The sequence below is a fragment of the Sphaerisporangium sp. NPDC088356 genome, from assembly GCF_040685555.1.
Taxonomy (GTDB): Bacteria; Actinomycetota; Actinomycetes; order Streptosporangiales; family Streptosporangiaceae; genus Sphaerisporangium.
In genome coordinates, this window is sequence record NZ_JBFBIK010000013.1 from 80,078 (window position 1) to 94,029 (window position 13,952).

Here is a 13,952-nt window from a genome sequence, read left to right on the forward strand (position 1 = left end):
CCCTCCACTCTGTCAGTACCGCCGCGAATCGGCGCACTATGAATCTTCCGGAGTTGGCTACCACAAATGTCATGAACCGCTAGACGGTTGAGCAGGGCACCCCGTTCAGGGAGAACGCCGCCGGCGCGGCGTTGGTGCCGCCGGCCGACGCGGTGAAGCCGAACGAGGCGCTGCCGCCAACGGGGATGCGGGCGTTCCACCCGCCGTCGGCCGCGGTGACCTGCGTGCCGCTCTGCGTGACCCTGGCGTTCCAGGCGTTGGAGACGCGCTGGTCCCCGGGGAAGGCGAAGGTGAGGGTCCAGCCGTTCACCGCGACCCCGCTGACGTTAATGGTCACGTCCCCGTTGAACCCGCCCTGCCACTGGCTGCTGACCTTGTAAGCCACCTTGCACCCGAGCCCACCCGGCGTAGGCGTAGGGGTCGGTGTCGCGTCCACGGTCGGCGTCGGCGTCGGTGTGGGTGTGGGTGTGGGAGTCGGTGTCGGGGTGGGGGTGGGGGTGGGCGTCGGACTGGGGGTGGATGTCGAGTACGTCAGCCCGTACCCGTAGTCGTACAGCGCCGGCTTGCCGTCCCCGGTGTTGATCGGCTGCTGGGCGAACTCGCGCATCCAGGTCATCGGCAGCTTCCCGGTCGGCGCGTAGTCGCCGAACAGCACGTCCGCCACGCCACCCCCCTCGGTGCCGGGCAGCCAGGCGGCCACCAGCGCGTTCCACCCGCCGGCCTGCGAGGCGATGTCCATCGGCCGCCCGGAGACCAGCACGACGATCACCGGCACGCCGGACGCCCGCAACCGCGAGAGCGTGGCGAGGTCGGTCGCGTCCAGGCTGAGGGACGAGGGCCGGTCGCCCTGGCCCTCGGCGTACGGCGTCTCGCCCACCACGGCGATCGCGGCCCGGTAGGAGGAGTCGATGCCGGTCCCGTCGCGGTTGTAGGTGACGGTCGCGCCGGAGCCCACCTTGTCGCGGATGCCCTGCAGGATGGTCGTGCCCTGAGTGATCGCGCCGGACGACCCCTGCCAGGTGATGGTCCAGCCGCCGCTCTGGTTGCCGATGTCGTCCGCGCTCTTGCCGGCCACGAAGATCTTTCCGCCGGACTTGGCGAGCGGCAGCAGCCTGCCGTCGTTCTTCAGCAGCACCTGCGACGCGCGTACGGCCTCACGCGCCAGCGCCCGGTGCGCGGCGCTGCCCACGGCCTGGGTGTACGACCGGTCCGTCAGCGGCTTCTCGAACAGGCCGAGCTCGAACTTCTTGGTGAGTATCCGCCGGTTCGCGTCGTCGACGCGTGCCGTCGTGATCCGCCCGGCCTGCACCTCCGACTTCAGCAGGGAGATGAACTTCTTGTAGTCGTTCGGCACCATGACCATGTCGACGCCGGCGTTGATCGCCGTCCTGACCTCGTCGGCGGTGAAGCCGGGCTGGCCGTCGAGCTGGTCGATGGCGGCCCAGTCGGTCACCACGAAGCCGCCGAACCCGAGCTCGCCCTTCAGCACGTCGGTGATGAGGTAGCGGTTGCCGTGCATCTTCTGGCCGTTCCAGCTGCTGAAGGAGATCATGACCGAGCCCACACCCCGCTCGACGGCGGCCCTGAACGGCGGCAGGTGGGTGGCGCGCAGGTCGGCCTCGCTGAGCTGGGTGTCGCCCTGGTCCTTGCCTCCCGTGGTCCCGCCGTCGCCCATGTAGTGCTTGGCGGTGGCGAGGATCGAGGCGGGGCCGTTCAGGGACGTGCCCTGGAACCCGGTGACGATGGTCGCCATCTGGCTGACGAGCGCCGGGTTCTCGCTGAACGACTCGTAGGTGCGTCCCCAGCGGTCGTCGCGGGCCACGCAGAGGCAGGGCGCGAAGGTCCAGTCGACCCCGGTCCCCGACACCTCCTCGGCCGTCGCCCGCCCCACCCTCTGGACGAGGTCCGGATCACGCGTCGCGCCGAGCCCGATGTTGTGCGGGAAGATCGTCGCCCCTCCCACGTTGTTGTCGCCGTGCACGGCGTCCACCCCGTAGATCATCGGGATGCCCAGGGGCGTGGACAGCGACTGCCGCTGGAAGTTGTCGTACATGTCTGCCCAGCCGGTGGCCGAGTTGGGCGAGGGCACGGACCCGCCACCCGAGAGCACCGAGCCGATCCGGTAGGTCGCGAGGTCGGACACCGGGTTGAGCGCGGCCCGCTCGGCCTGCGTCATCTGCCCCACCTTGTCGTCCAGCGACATGCGGGAAAGCAGGTCGTTCACCCTGGCGGCGACGCTGAGGCCCGGATCCTTGTACGGCGGCGTGTCGAGCGCCTTGGCGGGACCCGGCTGGTCCACGACACCGAACGTCGCGAGGACCAGCATCACGAGAACGGATGTCTTCCACGCCCTCGGCAGGTGGCGCGGTCGGGGCACGGCGGTCATCGGCTCCTCCTGGCTGTCGCCGCGACCGTAAGAACCCCCCGCCCCCGAGGTCAACCAATCCGCCCCCACCCCCCAACCCGCCAGCCCGAACCCCGGAAACTTTCACACCCGCCCTCGCTCCCGGCCTCCGCCGAAAGTCCGCGTCCGCCTATGCGGGACCGGCCTGACGCGCGGAGGCATCCAGCCATACTGGGCGCATGAGTGCCCCCAAACGCCGTCGCCCTCTCCGGAGGAGTCCCCTGACGCCCCGGAGGGCGTGTCATTGAAGGATCTCGCCGAGCGTGTTTCTTACCCGGAAGCCGCAGAAGGCCCCGTCCTTCAGTTCAGGGCGGGGATGAATGCGGTTCGCCTTCAGGGGCCAAGGCGCGGCTGCCGGAGGCGTGGCGGGCATGGCCGGTTCACGCGATGATCGGTGAACGGTTCGGAGAGAGCGCCGATGATGCGGAGGTGATCATCGGGATCGGGAGCGGCCGGGGTCGGTGGGTGGGTGCGCTGGTCGCGGGGTAAACGGTGCTGGCGGTCAACCTGCTCCTCGGCGCCGGGGTGCTCGCAGAGTTCGGTGGTGATCCCGAGCGCTACGCCTGGGCCAAGGTCCGCAAGAGCTATGCCGGTACCAGCCCGATCACCCAGGGCTTGGGCAAGGAGAAGGTCGTCGCACGTGTTTGCGGTATGTCGCACGTGTTTGCGGTATTTCGTCACGAAGACCAGTTGGACCTGCATGGCGGAAACCGGGTGTCTTCCACGCGATGTTCAGGTTCTGTCGTCACGGACCGGATGCTCTGGATAATGTGTTCGAGTAACCCGTGAGGTTCAGGTTGCCGTTCGTGATGGAGGTGTTGGGGGTGAGGTTGCGTTACAACTACCGGCTTTACCCTGATGAGGTTCAGCGGGAAATGCTGGCCAGGACGTTCGGGTGTGCCCGGGTGGTGTGGAACGACGCTTTGGCGGCGCGCAGGGCCGCCCGCAAGGCCGGTCTGCCCTACATCGGGGACGCCGAGATCCAACGTCTGGTGCTCACCGCAGCGAAGAAGACCCCGGAGCGGGCGTGGCTGCGCGAGGTGTCTTCTGTGGTGCTGCAGCAGTCGGTGCGCGACCTGAACACCGCGTACAAGAACTTTTTCGACTCGGTGTCAGGCAGGCGTAAGGGCCCCCGGATGGGTCTGCCCCGGTTCAAGTCCCGCCGTGATCACCGGCAGGGTGTCCGGTTCAACACCAACGCCTTCTCCCTCACTGCCGAGGGCCGGCTGTGCCTGGCGAAGGTCGGGCAGGTGGAGGTTCGCTGGTCGCGCGCGCTGCCCGCGGCCCCGTCGTCGGTCACGGTCGTCAAGGACGCCGCCGGGCGGTATTTCGCCTCGTTCGTGGTGGAGGTCGACGATGCCGCTCAGGTGCTGCCTGAGGTCGATGCGGAGACGGGGATCGATCTGGGGCTGACCCATTACGCGATCCTCAGTGACGGGGAGAAGATCGCGAACCCGAGATGGTTGCGGCGCCGGGAGAAGAAGCTCGCCCGGCTGCAACGGGTTGTGTCGCGTAAGAAGAAGGGCTCGGCCAATCGGGACAAGGCGCGGGTGCGGGTCGCCCGCCAGCACGTCAAGGTCGCCGACGCGCGCCGTGATTTCCTGCACCAGACCACCACCTCGATCATCCGTGAGAGCCAAGCGGTGCATGTCGAGGATCTGGCGGTGCGGGGGCTGGGGCGGGGCCGGTTGGCCAAGTCGGTGAACGACGCGAGCTGGGCGGCGTTCCTGGCCTTGCTGGCGGGCAAGGCCGCCCGGTACGGCCGCACCCTGACCAGGACCGGCCGCTGGTATCCGTCCTCTCAGTTGTGTCCCTGTTGCGGGTGGCGGAACGGGAAACTCCCGCTCGATGTGCGCAAGTGGGACTGCCCGTCGTGTGGCGAGCATCATGACCGGGATGTCACCGCGGCGATCAACATTTTGCTTGAGGGGCAGCGGCTCACCGCTGCGACCGTGGCCGCCGGGCCGGCTGGACACGGCATAAACGACTGTGGAGGGCAGGTAAGACCAGGGAAGGCAACTCCGACCCTGGCACCGCCCGGAACCTACGACGCGCAAGCGGCGTAGCAGAAGCAGTAAGAACCCCACGGCGACGTGGGGGAATCCCCGGCGTTCACGCCGGGGAGGATGTCAAGAGGCGAGGCTGGTCAATCGGGAGCTCGGTCAGTACAAGGGATATCCGCTCGATCAAGATGAGTGGCCGGAGAAGCTCAACGAGATCAGTGAGGGCGGTGACCGATGACGACGGTTCCGGAGTTGAAGATCCGGTGGGAGTGGGAGACGGCGTCCTCGGTGCGCGCTCCCGAGCATCGCGCGACGTGGGCGCGCATAGAGATCAGTGTCGGTTCCGACCATGTCACCCTTGTCGAAGACCGGGAATCAGGCAGTTCGCGTCGCTCGATCTACTGCCCCCTTTATCCGATCGCCGAGTGGGTGGCGTACAACTGGTGGTTCCTGCGGGCGGATGCCCGGCCTGCGCGCACCCTCCGCCTGCACACCCCTGGCCGCTATGACACGCGGCAGTTCGGGCGGCACTGCCTTCGGGCGAGCGGCGACGGCTTCCTGTGGCCTGACCTCATGGTCATCCCCGAAGGGGAGCAGACACATCTGATCTGGCACGACGACCGGCGTCCTCCGTCGGACCGGCCGATCAGGTTTCTCGCGAGAGGCGAGGCCTTCGTCGAGCGCGAATCCGTCGAGCAGGAGTTCGCTCGCCTCATCTCAGCCGTCCTGACCCGCCTGGCTGAGAAGGGCATCACCGATACCGCGCTGGAAAAGGAATGGGCGGAGATCCAGCGAACGGAGCCGGAGGAGGCCGAGTTCTGCTTCGCCGCCGCGAGGCTCGGGCTCGACCCCTACGCGGAGGCGGCTCCGTACGAGCGGCTGATCGTGCGGGCCGCCGACGAACTACCAGGAAAGCTCCTCGGGGACTTCTTGGACGCCGTCGAGCCGGCACTCATGAACGATGCTTTGGAATGGATCCGTGCGGCCCGATCAGACATCCGTGAGGGCAAGCAGGCGACGGCCGCCAACGACCTGCGGCTCCGGTTGCGGCCTCCGCGTGTGTCGCCTGGTGACCGGTCGTGGGAGAAAGGCTGGAGCCAGGCCCAGGCCGTACGGCAAGCGCTGGGACTCTCGGGCAGGGAGGTGTTCGGGCTCGCCCCTTACATCTCCACCATTGACCGGCCCGCCGCTGACCGCGGGTTGCAGGCGGTCGGAGGAGCAGCCGAGGGATCCGGTCCGCTGGTCGTCATGCGACCGGGCCCTCCGGTTGGTTCGCAGCGGTTCACCCTTTCCCGGGCGCTCTGGCACTATCTTTGGGAACCGGAGCCGATCTTCCTCGTCACCACCGCCTACACCGACCGACAGAAGGTCGAGCGGGCATTCGCGGCCGAACTGCTCGCCCCGGCTGCGGGCATCAGTGAGCTTCTCGGCGACGCTCCCGAGGCGGCGGTGCAGGACGATCTGGAGGTGGTCGCCGAACACTTCCAGGTCTCACCCATGGTGATCAAGCACCAGTTGGAGAACCAGTTGCTCGCCGTGTAGGACCTGCCCCGTCTCGTTCGCCTAGGCCGCGCGCTGAGCTGGGTTTATGTGGTGCTGGAGCGAGGAAGAGTGTCGAGGACGGCATTTCGGCCATTGGGGCACCGCGTCTGAGGGTGCTCTGGTGGAACGCCCCCCGATTCCCGCATGGAGGGATGATGGGGTGCGCCTGCTGGAGAGCCGGATGTTCCTGACCCGGGTGCTGGGGTCGTCCGCCGCGTTGGTGCGGGACGTGCTGCCCGCCCCGCTCCGGGACCTCATCCCGTGCCCTCGCAGGCTCGTCACCTGCCCCGGCGGGCTGCGCATCGACCTGTACGCCATCGGCGGCCCGGGTACCGAGGACGCCGCGCGGGCGCTTGAGGAGCGGCTGGGCGCGCTGCCGGGAGTCGTGCGGGCGGAGGTCAACGGCCGCCTCGGCTGGGTCTTCGTGCGGTGCGACCCGGACGCGGTCGACCAGGACGAGCTGATGGCGATCGTCGAGGAGCTCGACTCGCAGGAGGAGAGGGTGCTCCACTCGCCGGTCCGCCTGGTCGAGGAGCACGTGCGCGCGACCATCCGGCTCGCGGCGGGCGTCACGGCCATGGGCCTGGTGGTCGCCGGCAGGCTGGCGAGGATACGGCCCCTCCACCCGGTGGTGCCCGCCGTTACGCACCTGACGAACTCCACCCCTTTCCTGCGTGAGCAGTTCGACCTCCGTCTCGGGCGCGGGCCCACGAACTCCATGTTCACCACGGTCAACCTCGTCGCCCAGACGCTCACACTGCGACCACTCGGGCTGGTCGCGCAGGCCACCATGGCGGTGTGCCGGTATGTGGAGGCGAGGGCGGAGCGGCGCACCTGGGAGCGGCTTGAGGAGCGGCTGGCGGACAAGCCGGGCGCCTACCACCACATCAGGGCGGCCTCCCGCCCGCGCCGGGGGCATCCGCGGCACGGGCCCGTCGAGCGCTACGCGGACGTCGCCAGCCCGGTGGCCGTCGCCGCCTACGGGGCCGCGCGGATCCTCGCCCCCCGCACCGGGCGCGCGCTGTCGATCCTCGTCTCGGCCACGCCGAGGGTCGGGTTCATGACCCGCGAGGCGTTCGCGGGGGCGATCGGCCGCGCGCTGTGCGCGCGCGACACGGTCATCCTCGACGCCGGTGTCCTGCGTGCGATGGACCGGGTCGACACGGTGATCCTCCACGCCGACTCGCTGACCACCGGCTCCTGGAGCATCGACCGGGTCGAGCCGCTCGTGGAGGGCGTGAAGACCGGCGAGCTGTACGCCCGGCTGTACTCGCTCGTCGACTTCGCCGACCCGGGCGGCGAACGGGCCGGCGACGGCTGGTCCACCGCGCCGCTCGGCGACCTCGCCACCCTGCTCCCCGCGCACGCGGCCGGATGGCGGGAACGGGGCCTGCGCGCCATCGAGGTGCGCAGGAACGGCACGCCGATCGCCGTCGTGGGCCTGGCGCGGGAGATCGACCCGCTGGCCGTGGCCATCGTCGCGGCGGCCAAGGCCGCGGGCACGGTGATGCTGGCGGGGGACGACGGGCTCGCCCAGCGGCTCGCGATCGGACAGGTGCTGCCGGGCGGCGCCGAGCTCGCCGATCGGGTTTACGACCTGCAGAAACAGGGTCATGGCGTGGTCGTGGTGTCACGAGGAGCGCGGCAGGCGCTGGCCCAGGCGGACATCGGCGTCGGCATCGCGGACATGACCGAGGCGTCCGTGCCGTGGGACGCCGACATCGCCGGAGAGCCTCCCGGCGTCCACCTGTTCCTCACCTGCCTGCCACGGGCTGTGAGCAACAGCCGGAACGGCGTGCGGCTCGCCGCCACGGCGGCGGTCGTCGGCAGCCTGCTCGCGATGGCGGGGCCCGAGGCGGCGTCGCTTCGCCGCGCGCACTTCGTGAACGCCTTCGTGTCCCTGGCCGCCGTCTCGCTGGGCGAGTGGGCGGGCCGCGCCGCCGCTCGCGTGCCGGCCCCGCTCCACGCCGACACCACCCCCTGGCATGCCATGTCGGTCAAGGAGGTCCTCTCGCGGCTCGGCTCGTCGTCCGACGGGATCCCCGACGCCGACGCCGTGCGGCGCCGGCGTGAGGCCGCGACCACCGAGGTCGAAGAGCCGCAGTCGCTGGCGCGCGCGACCGCGGAGGAACTGGCCAACCCGCTCACCCCCGCGCTCGCGGCCGGGGCAGGCATCTCGGCCATGGTCGGCTCGGTGCTCGACGCAGTGATGATCAGCGCGGTGGTGGTCATCAACGCCTTCCTCGGGGGCGTGCAGCGGTTCAAGGCGGACCACGCGCTGCACCGCCTGACCGAGGCCACCCAGGTCCACGTACGGCTGCGCCGTCCCGGCGGCACCGAGGCCGCGACCACGGAGGATCTCGCGCCCGGCGACGTGGTGGAGCTCCGCGCGGGCGACGCCGTCCCCGCCGACGCGCGGGTCATCAAGGCCGTCGGCCTGGAGGTGGACGAGTCGACGCTCACCGGCGAGTCGCAGCTCGTCACCAAGACGGCCGCGCCGACCGTCGCGGCGGCCGTCGCCGACCGGAGCTCCATGGTCTACCAGGGCACCACGGTCGCGGCGGGCAGCGGGCGCGCGGTGATCGTGGCGACGGGCGACATGACGGAGGCGGGCCGCAGCGCCAGGCTCGCCGCGGAGCCGAGCCCGCCGACCGGAGTGGAGCTGCGGCTCCGCGAGCTGAGCCGGCGGATCCTGCCGATCTCGATCGGCGCCGGCGCCGTCCTGCTGCTCACCGACCTGCTCCGCGGACGGCCGCTGGCCTCGGCCCTCGCGCCCGCCGTCAGCCTGACCGTGGCCGCCGTGCCCGAGGGGCTCCCGTTCGTCGCCACCGTGGCCGAGCTCGCCGCGGCCCGGCGGCTGTCGAAGCGCGCCGCGCTCGTACGGAACCCGTCCACCATCGAGGCTCTCGGGCGCGTCAACGTGCTGTGCTTCGACAAGACGGGGACGCTGACCGAAGGGCACATCAGCCTGCGGTACGTGTCGGACGGGCGTTCAGGTCGGCCGGTCGAGGAGGCCACCGACCAGCTCAGGCGGATCCTCGCCGCGGCCGTCCGCGCGAGCCCCCTGTCCGGCGGAGGGCGCGTGATCGCCCATCCCACCGACCGCGCGGTCCTCGAGGGGGCCCAGCGGCTCGGCGTCACCCCCCAGGAGGGGCTGCGGACCTGGGAGCGGGTCGACGAGATGCCCTTCGAGCCGGGCCGGGGCTACCACGCCGTGCTCGGCCGCACGGAACAGGGGCACCTGCTGAGCGTCAAGGGCGCCCCCGAGATCGTGCTCACCCACTGCGACAAGATGCTCAAGGATTCCAAGGTCGTCCCCCTAACCGAGGCCATGCGGCGGAAGCTGGAAGGCGAGGTCGACAGGCTGGCGCACCAGGGCTACCGGGTGCTGGCCGTCGCCGAGCGTCCCGCCTCCGACCGGGGCGACCTCGACGAGTCGCGCATCGACGACCTGTGCTTCCTGGGCTTCCTCGGCCTGGCCGATCCGGTGCGTCCGACGGCCAAGGAGAGCGTCAGCCGGCTCCTGCGCGCCGGCGTGCGGATCGTGATGGTGACCGGCGACCACCCCAGCACCGCCGAGGCCATCGCCGCGGAGCTGGACGTACTCAACGGCGGGCGCGTCATGACCGGACCCGAGCTGGACGGGCTCGACGACGACACGCTGACCAAGGTGCTGCCGGAGGTGGCCGTCTTCGCCCGCACGACCCCGGCGCACAAGGCGCGGATCGTGACCTGCCTTCGCCGGGCGGGCGAGGTCGTGGCCGTCACGGGCGACGGCGCCAACGACGCCCCCGCGATCCGCATGGCGGACGTGGGCATCGCGCTCGGCTCCCGCGCCACCCCCGCCGCCCGCGCCGCGGCCGACCTCGTGGTGACCGACGACCGCATCGAGACGATCGTGGACGCGATCGTCGAGGGCCGGGCCATGTGGACCTCGGTCCGCGACGCCCTGAGCATCCTTCTCGGAGGCAACGTCGGAGAGATCGTCTTCACGGTCGGGTCCGGCCTCCTCGCGGGCGGGAGCGCGCTGAACGCCCGCCAGCTCCTGCTGGTGAACCTGCTCACCGACATGGTGCCCGCCCTTGCGGTCGCCGTACGGCCGCCCGCGTCCATCGACCCGGAGAAGCTGCTGGCCGAGGGCCCGGAGGCGTCGCTCGGCGCGTCGCTGACCCGGGACATCTACCTGCGCGCGGTCGTCACGGCGGGCGCCGCCACCGCGGCGTGGCTCGCCGGGCGGATGACCGGCACGAGGGGCCGGGCGGACACCATCGGGCTGGTCGCGCTGGTGTCGGCGCAGCTCTTCCAGACCGTGGCGGGAGGCGGGCGGGACAGGGTGGTCGTGCTCGCCTCGATGGCGTCGGTCGCCGTGCTGTGGCTGGTCGTCACCCTGCCGGGTGTCAGCGGGTTCTTCGGCAGCCGGCCCCTCGGACCGGTGGGCTGGTCCATAGCCCTCGGGAGCGCCGCCGCCGCGACGCTTCTCGGCGCGGCGTTCCAGCGGATGAGGGAGACGGCGGCCCGCCCCCCGGCTGAGCGGCCGGGATCCACGGAGACCCGCGTGCCCGCCGGGGTCACGGTGCCCGCCTGACGGCCCGCGCTCGCGATGCCCGCCGGGGTCAGCCGTCGTATCTGTAGTAACCGGCGAGGTCGGGGAGGAGGGTCACCCGGTCGGTGCGGACGGTCGTGCCGGTGCGGAGGGCGTTGATCATCTTTCCGCCGCCGATGTAGATGCCGACGTGGTGGGTCCTGATCGTCTTCTTGCGGATCTTGCCGTAGAAGACCAGGTCGCCGGGGCGGGCCGTCGCGGCCGGGATCTTGCGCAGGCGGCGGACGTGGTCGTCGGTGGTGCCGTTGCCCAGCACGTCCTCCTGGAAGGCGAGCTGGTACACCCACCGGGCCAGGCCCGAGCAGTCGAGACCGCGGGTGGTGGCGGCCGGGCATGGCTTCACCGAGCCGCGGTAGCCCTGGCAGGTGCCGAGCGAGGGGCCGGGCCTTGCCCCGTGTCCGCCGCCCCAGACGTACGGGATCTCCCCGCCGGGCCACCGCGACTGCTCCTGGCCCCGCTGGATGGCCTGGGCGATCTCCAGCACCCGGTTGGGCTCACCGTGGAGCAGGGGCGCCGATCCCGCCGCGAAGACGAGGACTCCCGCCATGACCGCCAGCCGGACCGCTCGCCTCACGTGGACCCCCGTCCCTTCGATCCCCTCCTGATGATTCTCGCCATCTCTGCCGCGAATGTCGGCTTCTTTCGCGATATATCACGCTCTGTAGGCGTTCAAGTGGCCGTAAGCTGGCGTGATAACTCTCCGCCGCCGACCACAGCTCGATGATCGCTGTGATTCGGGCGGCCGGCGGCGGTCTCGCGACCGGCCTGGCCTTCTTCCGCACGCGGGAGGGGGCTCCCTTTTCGGTGGGAAGTGCCCGGCCGGACCTTCGAGTGAGGCCCGGCCGGGCCGTGGTCTCGCGCTCCCAGGGCAAATCGAGACCACGGTCGAGGGGGCTAGGCGGGCGTGCAGGTCACGGAGGCCGGGACTCCGTTGGCGCCGCTCAGGCTCGCGATGAAGCCGAACGACGCGGACGCGCCGGCCGCCAGGCCGCCGTTCCAGTTGAGGTTCCGCACCGACACGCTCGCTCCGGTCTGTGCGTAGGTGGCACCCCAGATCTGCGTGATCGTCTGACCGCTGGGGAACGTCCACGCCACGGTCCAGCCGCTGATCGCGGTGCTCCCGCTGTTCCGCACCGCCACGTCGGCCTGGAAGTTGCCCTGCCAGGAGCTGGTGACCTTGTACGTCGCCGCGCACGCCGCACCGGCCGTCGGTGTGGGCGTGGGCGTGGGGGTGGGAGTTGGCGTGGGTGTAGGCGTCGGGGTCGGTGTGGGGGTGGGAGTGGGCGTCGGGGTCGGTGTGGGGGTGGGAGTGGGCGTCGGGGTCGGAGTCGGGGTCGGGGTCGGGGTCGGGGTGGGCGTGGGGGTCGGGGTCGGCTGCGTGCCCGGCGGGTTGCCCCAGATCTTGGTGCCGCCCGAGTACAGCGGGATGTTCTGCACGGTGACCGGGGTGGCGCCGGGAGTGGTGGCCACGCCGGCGTACGACCAGTCGTTGGACGGATCCCAGGACCCCGACGAGCTGGCGATGCGGAACTGCACCTCCCGCCGCGACTCCGACTGGCCGGCGGGCGCGATGGCCGTGCCGGAACAGTCGATCGTGACGTAGTACACCTTGCCGGACACCAGGGTCGGCCCTGTCGGCGGCTTGCACTGGGTGTAGGCGGAGGACAGCGTGATCTGGCTCGGCGTGGTGTCGCCGTCCAGCGTGAAGTAGTAGCGGAAAGTGCCGTCCGTCAGCGCGCGTGCCGGCCACGCCGAGTGGTTCACCACCAGCGCCTTGATCTCGGTGTAGGTCGAGCCCGCCGAGTTGACCGAGGCCTGGAGGTAGATCTCCGGCCCGTCGGGCGTCTCGGCCACGGGGAAGTTGGAGAGCGGGGCGCCGCCGTACTCCTTGTAGAGCCGGGCGAGCGCGCCGGTGAAGGCGGCGTTGTAGTCGGTCGCCACCTCGTTCATCACGTAGTCGCTGCGGCTGTCGGTGTAGGCGTCGTTGGCGGTCGTCGGCCCGCCGACCAGCGCGCCGTACAGGATGTGCCTGCTGGCGGCCGGCTCGTTGAGGTTGTTGGACCAGGAGCCGTGCGCCGTGCGGTGGTGCGGGTTCCGCGGCGGGTTGGCGCCGAAGCCGATCATGTACGAGGACTTGCGGGGGTTGTCGCCCAGCGCGTAGTTGATCTGCCTGACCCCGAAGTCGTGATATCTCGCCTTACGGGTGGCGTCGGTCAGCCAGTCGCTGTAGATGAGCGCGGTGAACGCGGTGTTGGCGGCGTAGCGCAGTGAGCCCCACTGGTCGAGTACAGCCTCACCGCCCGGCGAGTAGTTCACCTTGGCGCCGTTCACGCCGACGGTCCACCAGTCGAGCCAGCGGTTGGCGTCGTCCACGTACTTCTGCTTGCCGGTGAGCTTGGCGAGCAGCACGTAGGCGCCGTACGACTTGTCGTCCCAGGCGATCGTCCACTTGTAGGAGCGGGTCGTGCTCTGCGGCTCGGTGCCGAGGTTGTCGTAGTACGTCTCCGCCTTGGTCAGGTACGACGCCTCGCCGGTCGCCCGGTACAGCCAGATCGCGCCCCAGACCAGCTCGTCGTTGAAGCCGCTCCACGACTGGTAGTACCCGGCCGCGTCGGTGATGCAGTCGCTGTACTTCTTCCTGACCGTGTCGGCGAAGGTGTAGAGCTGCCGGGCGTGCGTGACCAGCGTGTCGGCGTAGGCCGGGTTCGTCGGGCGGAAGACCATCGAGGAGGCCGCCATCGCCGCGGCGGTCTCGCCCGCGAGGTCCGATCCGCCGCACGTCGCGTCGATCTTGTACGAGGGGCGGTTCATCGGCATGACCTCGGCGGGGCCCCACCACGCGTGGTCGGTGCCGCCGTTGCCCACCTGGCCGTACAGCACGTTCGGCGAGGGGTGCGCCTTGATGAGGTAGTCGTTGACCCACTTCAGGTTGTCGAGCAGGTAGGGGAGCTGCCCCGAGCTCTGGTAGGCATCGCGGTACTCGACGCCGCCCCAGGCGAGCATGGTCGTGCTGGCCGCCATCGGCAGGCCGAACTTGACGTGGTCCCCCGCGTCGTACCAGCCCCCGGTGAGGTCGAGGCCGACGTCCTTGCCGTCGTTCATCCCCGAGTCGCCCCGCCACGTGACGCGGTTGGCCGCGGGAAGGTCGCCCGAGCGCTGGGCCTCGTAGAAGAACAGCGACTTCTGCAGCGCCTCGCCGTAGTTGAAGGCCGGAGCCGCCGCCGCGGAGGACGTGAGAACGGGGAAGATCGTGGCCGACGCGACGAGGATCGCCAGGCCGGTGAGCGTGCGTCTGAGGGACATCGATCGCCTCTCGAGCTGGGAACGCAGGTGGAGCTGACATCGGAGCGGTCGTGAGATGGGGGCGAGCGGGGTGCGGTGGGGGTCAGGCCCACCGCAC

7 protein-coding genes are annotated in these 13,952 nt (G+C 70.5%); 4 read left to right on the forward strand and 3 right to left on the reverse strand.

Features of this window, described 5'->3' with window-relative positions:
* Positions 1-79: 79 nt before the first annotated feature.
* A complete protein-coding gene (locus tag AB0O34_RS07955) occupies positions 80-2,386 on the reverse strand; it encodes a glycoside hydrolase family 3 N-terminal domain-containing protein (protein ID WP_363913878.1) in 2,307 nt (768 codons plus the stop codon).
* 510 nt (positions 2,387-2,896) lie between these two features.
* Between AB0O34_RS07955 and AB0O34_RS07960 the strand changes: the two genes are divergently transcribed.
* The 4 genes from AB0O34_RS07960 to AB0O34_RS07975 all read left to right on the forward strand — a co-directional run bounded on the left by AB0O34_RS07960 (position 2,897) and on the right by AB0O34_RS07975 (position 10,534).
* Complete coding sequence (locus AB0O34_RS07960; protein ID WP_363913880.1) at positions 2,897-3,193, forward strand: hypothetical protein; 297 nt, start codon at positions 2,897-2,899, stop codon at positions 3,191-3,193.
* Between the two features lie 20 nt (positions 3,194-3,213).
* The gene (locus AB0O34_RS07965) at positions 3,214-4,470 is read left to right on the forward strand and encodes an RNA-guided endonuclease TnpB family protein (protein WP_363913890.1); all 1,257 of its coding nucleotides are present in this window, start codon (positions 3,214-3,216) and stop codon (positions 4,468-4,470) included.
* Positions 4,471-4,641: 171 nt separating this feature from the next.
* On the forward strand, positions 4,642-5,949 hold the full coding sequence (locus tag AB0O34_RS07970; protein ID WP_363913882.1) for a hypothetical protein: 1,308 nt from the start codon (positions 4,642-4,644) through the stop codon (positions 5,947-5,949).
* Positions 5,950-6,109: 160 nt separating this feature from the next.
* The gene (locus AB0O34_RS07975) at positions 6,110-10,534 is read left to right on the forward strand and encodes a cation-translocating P-type ATPase (protein WP_363913884.1); all 4,425 of its coding nucleotides are present in this window, start codon (positions 6,110-6,112) and stop codon (positions 10,532-10,534) included.
* Between the two features lie 28 nt (positions 10,535-10,562).
* Here AB0O34_RS07975 and AB0O34_RS07980 read toward each other — a convergent pair whose 3' ends face one another.
* Entirely contained in the window at positions 10,563-11,126 is a 564-nt protein-coding gene (locus AB0O34_RS07980) for an NlpC/P60 family protein (protein WP_363913886.1), read from the reverse strand.
* A 320-nt stretch (positions 11,127-11,446) separates the two neighbouring features.
* On the reverse strand, positions 11,447-13,855 hold the full coding sequence (locus AB0O34_RS07985) for a glycoside hydrolase family 9 protein (RefSeq protein WP_363913888.1): 2,409 nt from the start codon (positions 13,853-13,855) through the stop codon (positions 11,447-11,449).
* Positions 13,856-13,952: the final 97 nt, after the last annotated feature.

Coding starts and splice junctions, on each gene's coding strand:
- AB0O34_RS07955 (WP_363913878.1), bottom strand. CDS start 2,386: ATGACCGCCGTGCCCCGACCGCGCCACCTGCCGAGGGCGTGGAAGACA.
- AB0O34_RS07965 (WP_363913890.1), top strand. CDS start 3,214: ATGGAGGTGTTGGGGGTGAGGTTGCGTTACAACTACCGGCTTTACCCT.
- AB0O34_RS07970 (WP_363913882.1), top strand. CDS start 4,642: ATGACGACGGTTCCGGAGTTGAAGATCCGGTGGGAGTGGGAGACGGCG.
- AB0O34_RS07985 (WP_363913888.1), bottom strand. CDS start 13,855: ATGTCCCTCAGACGCACGCTCACCGGCCTGGCGATCCTCGTCGCGTCG.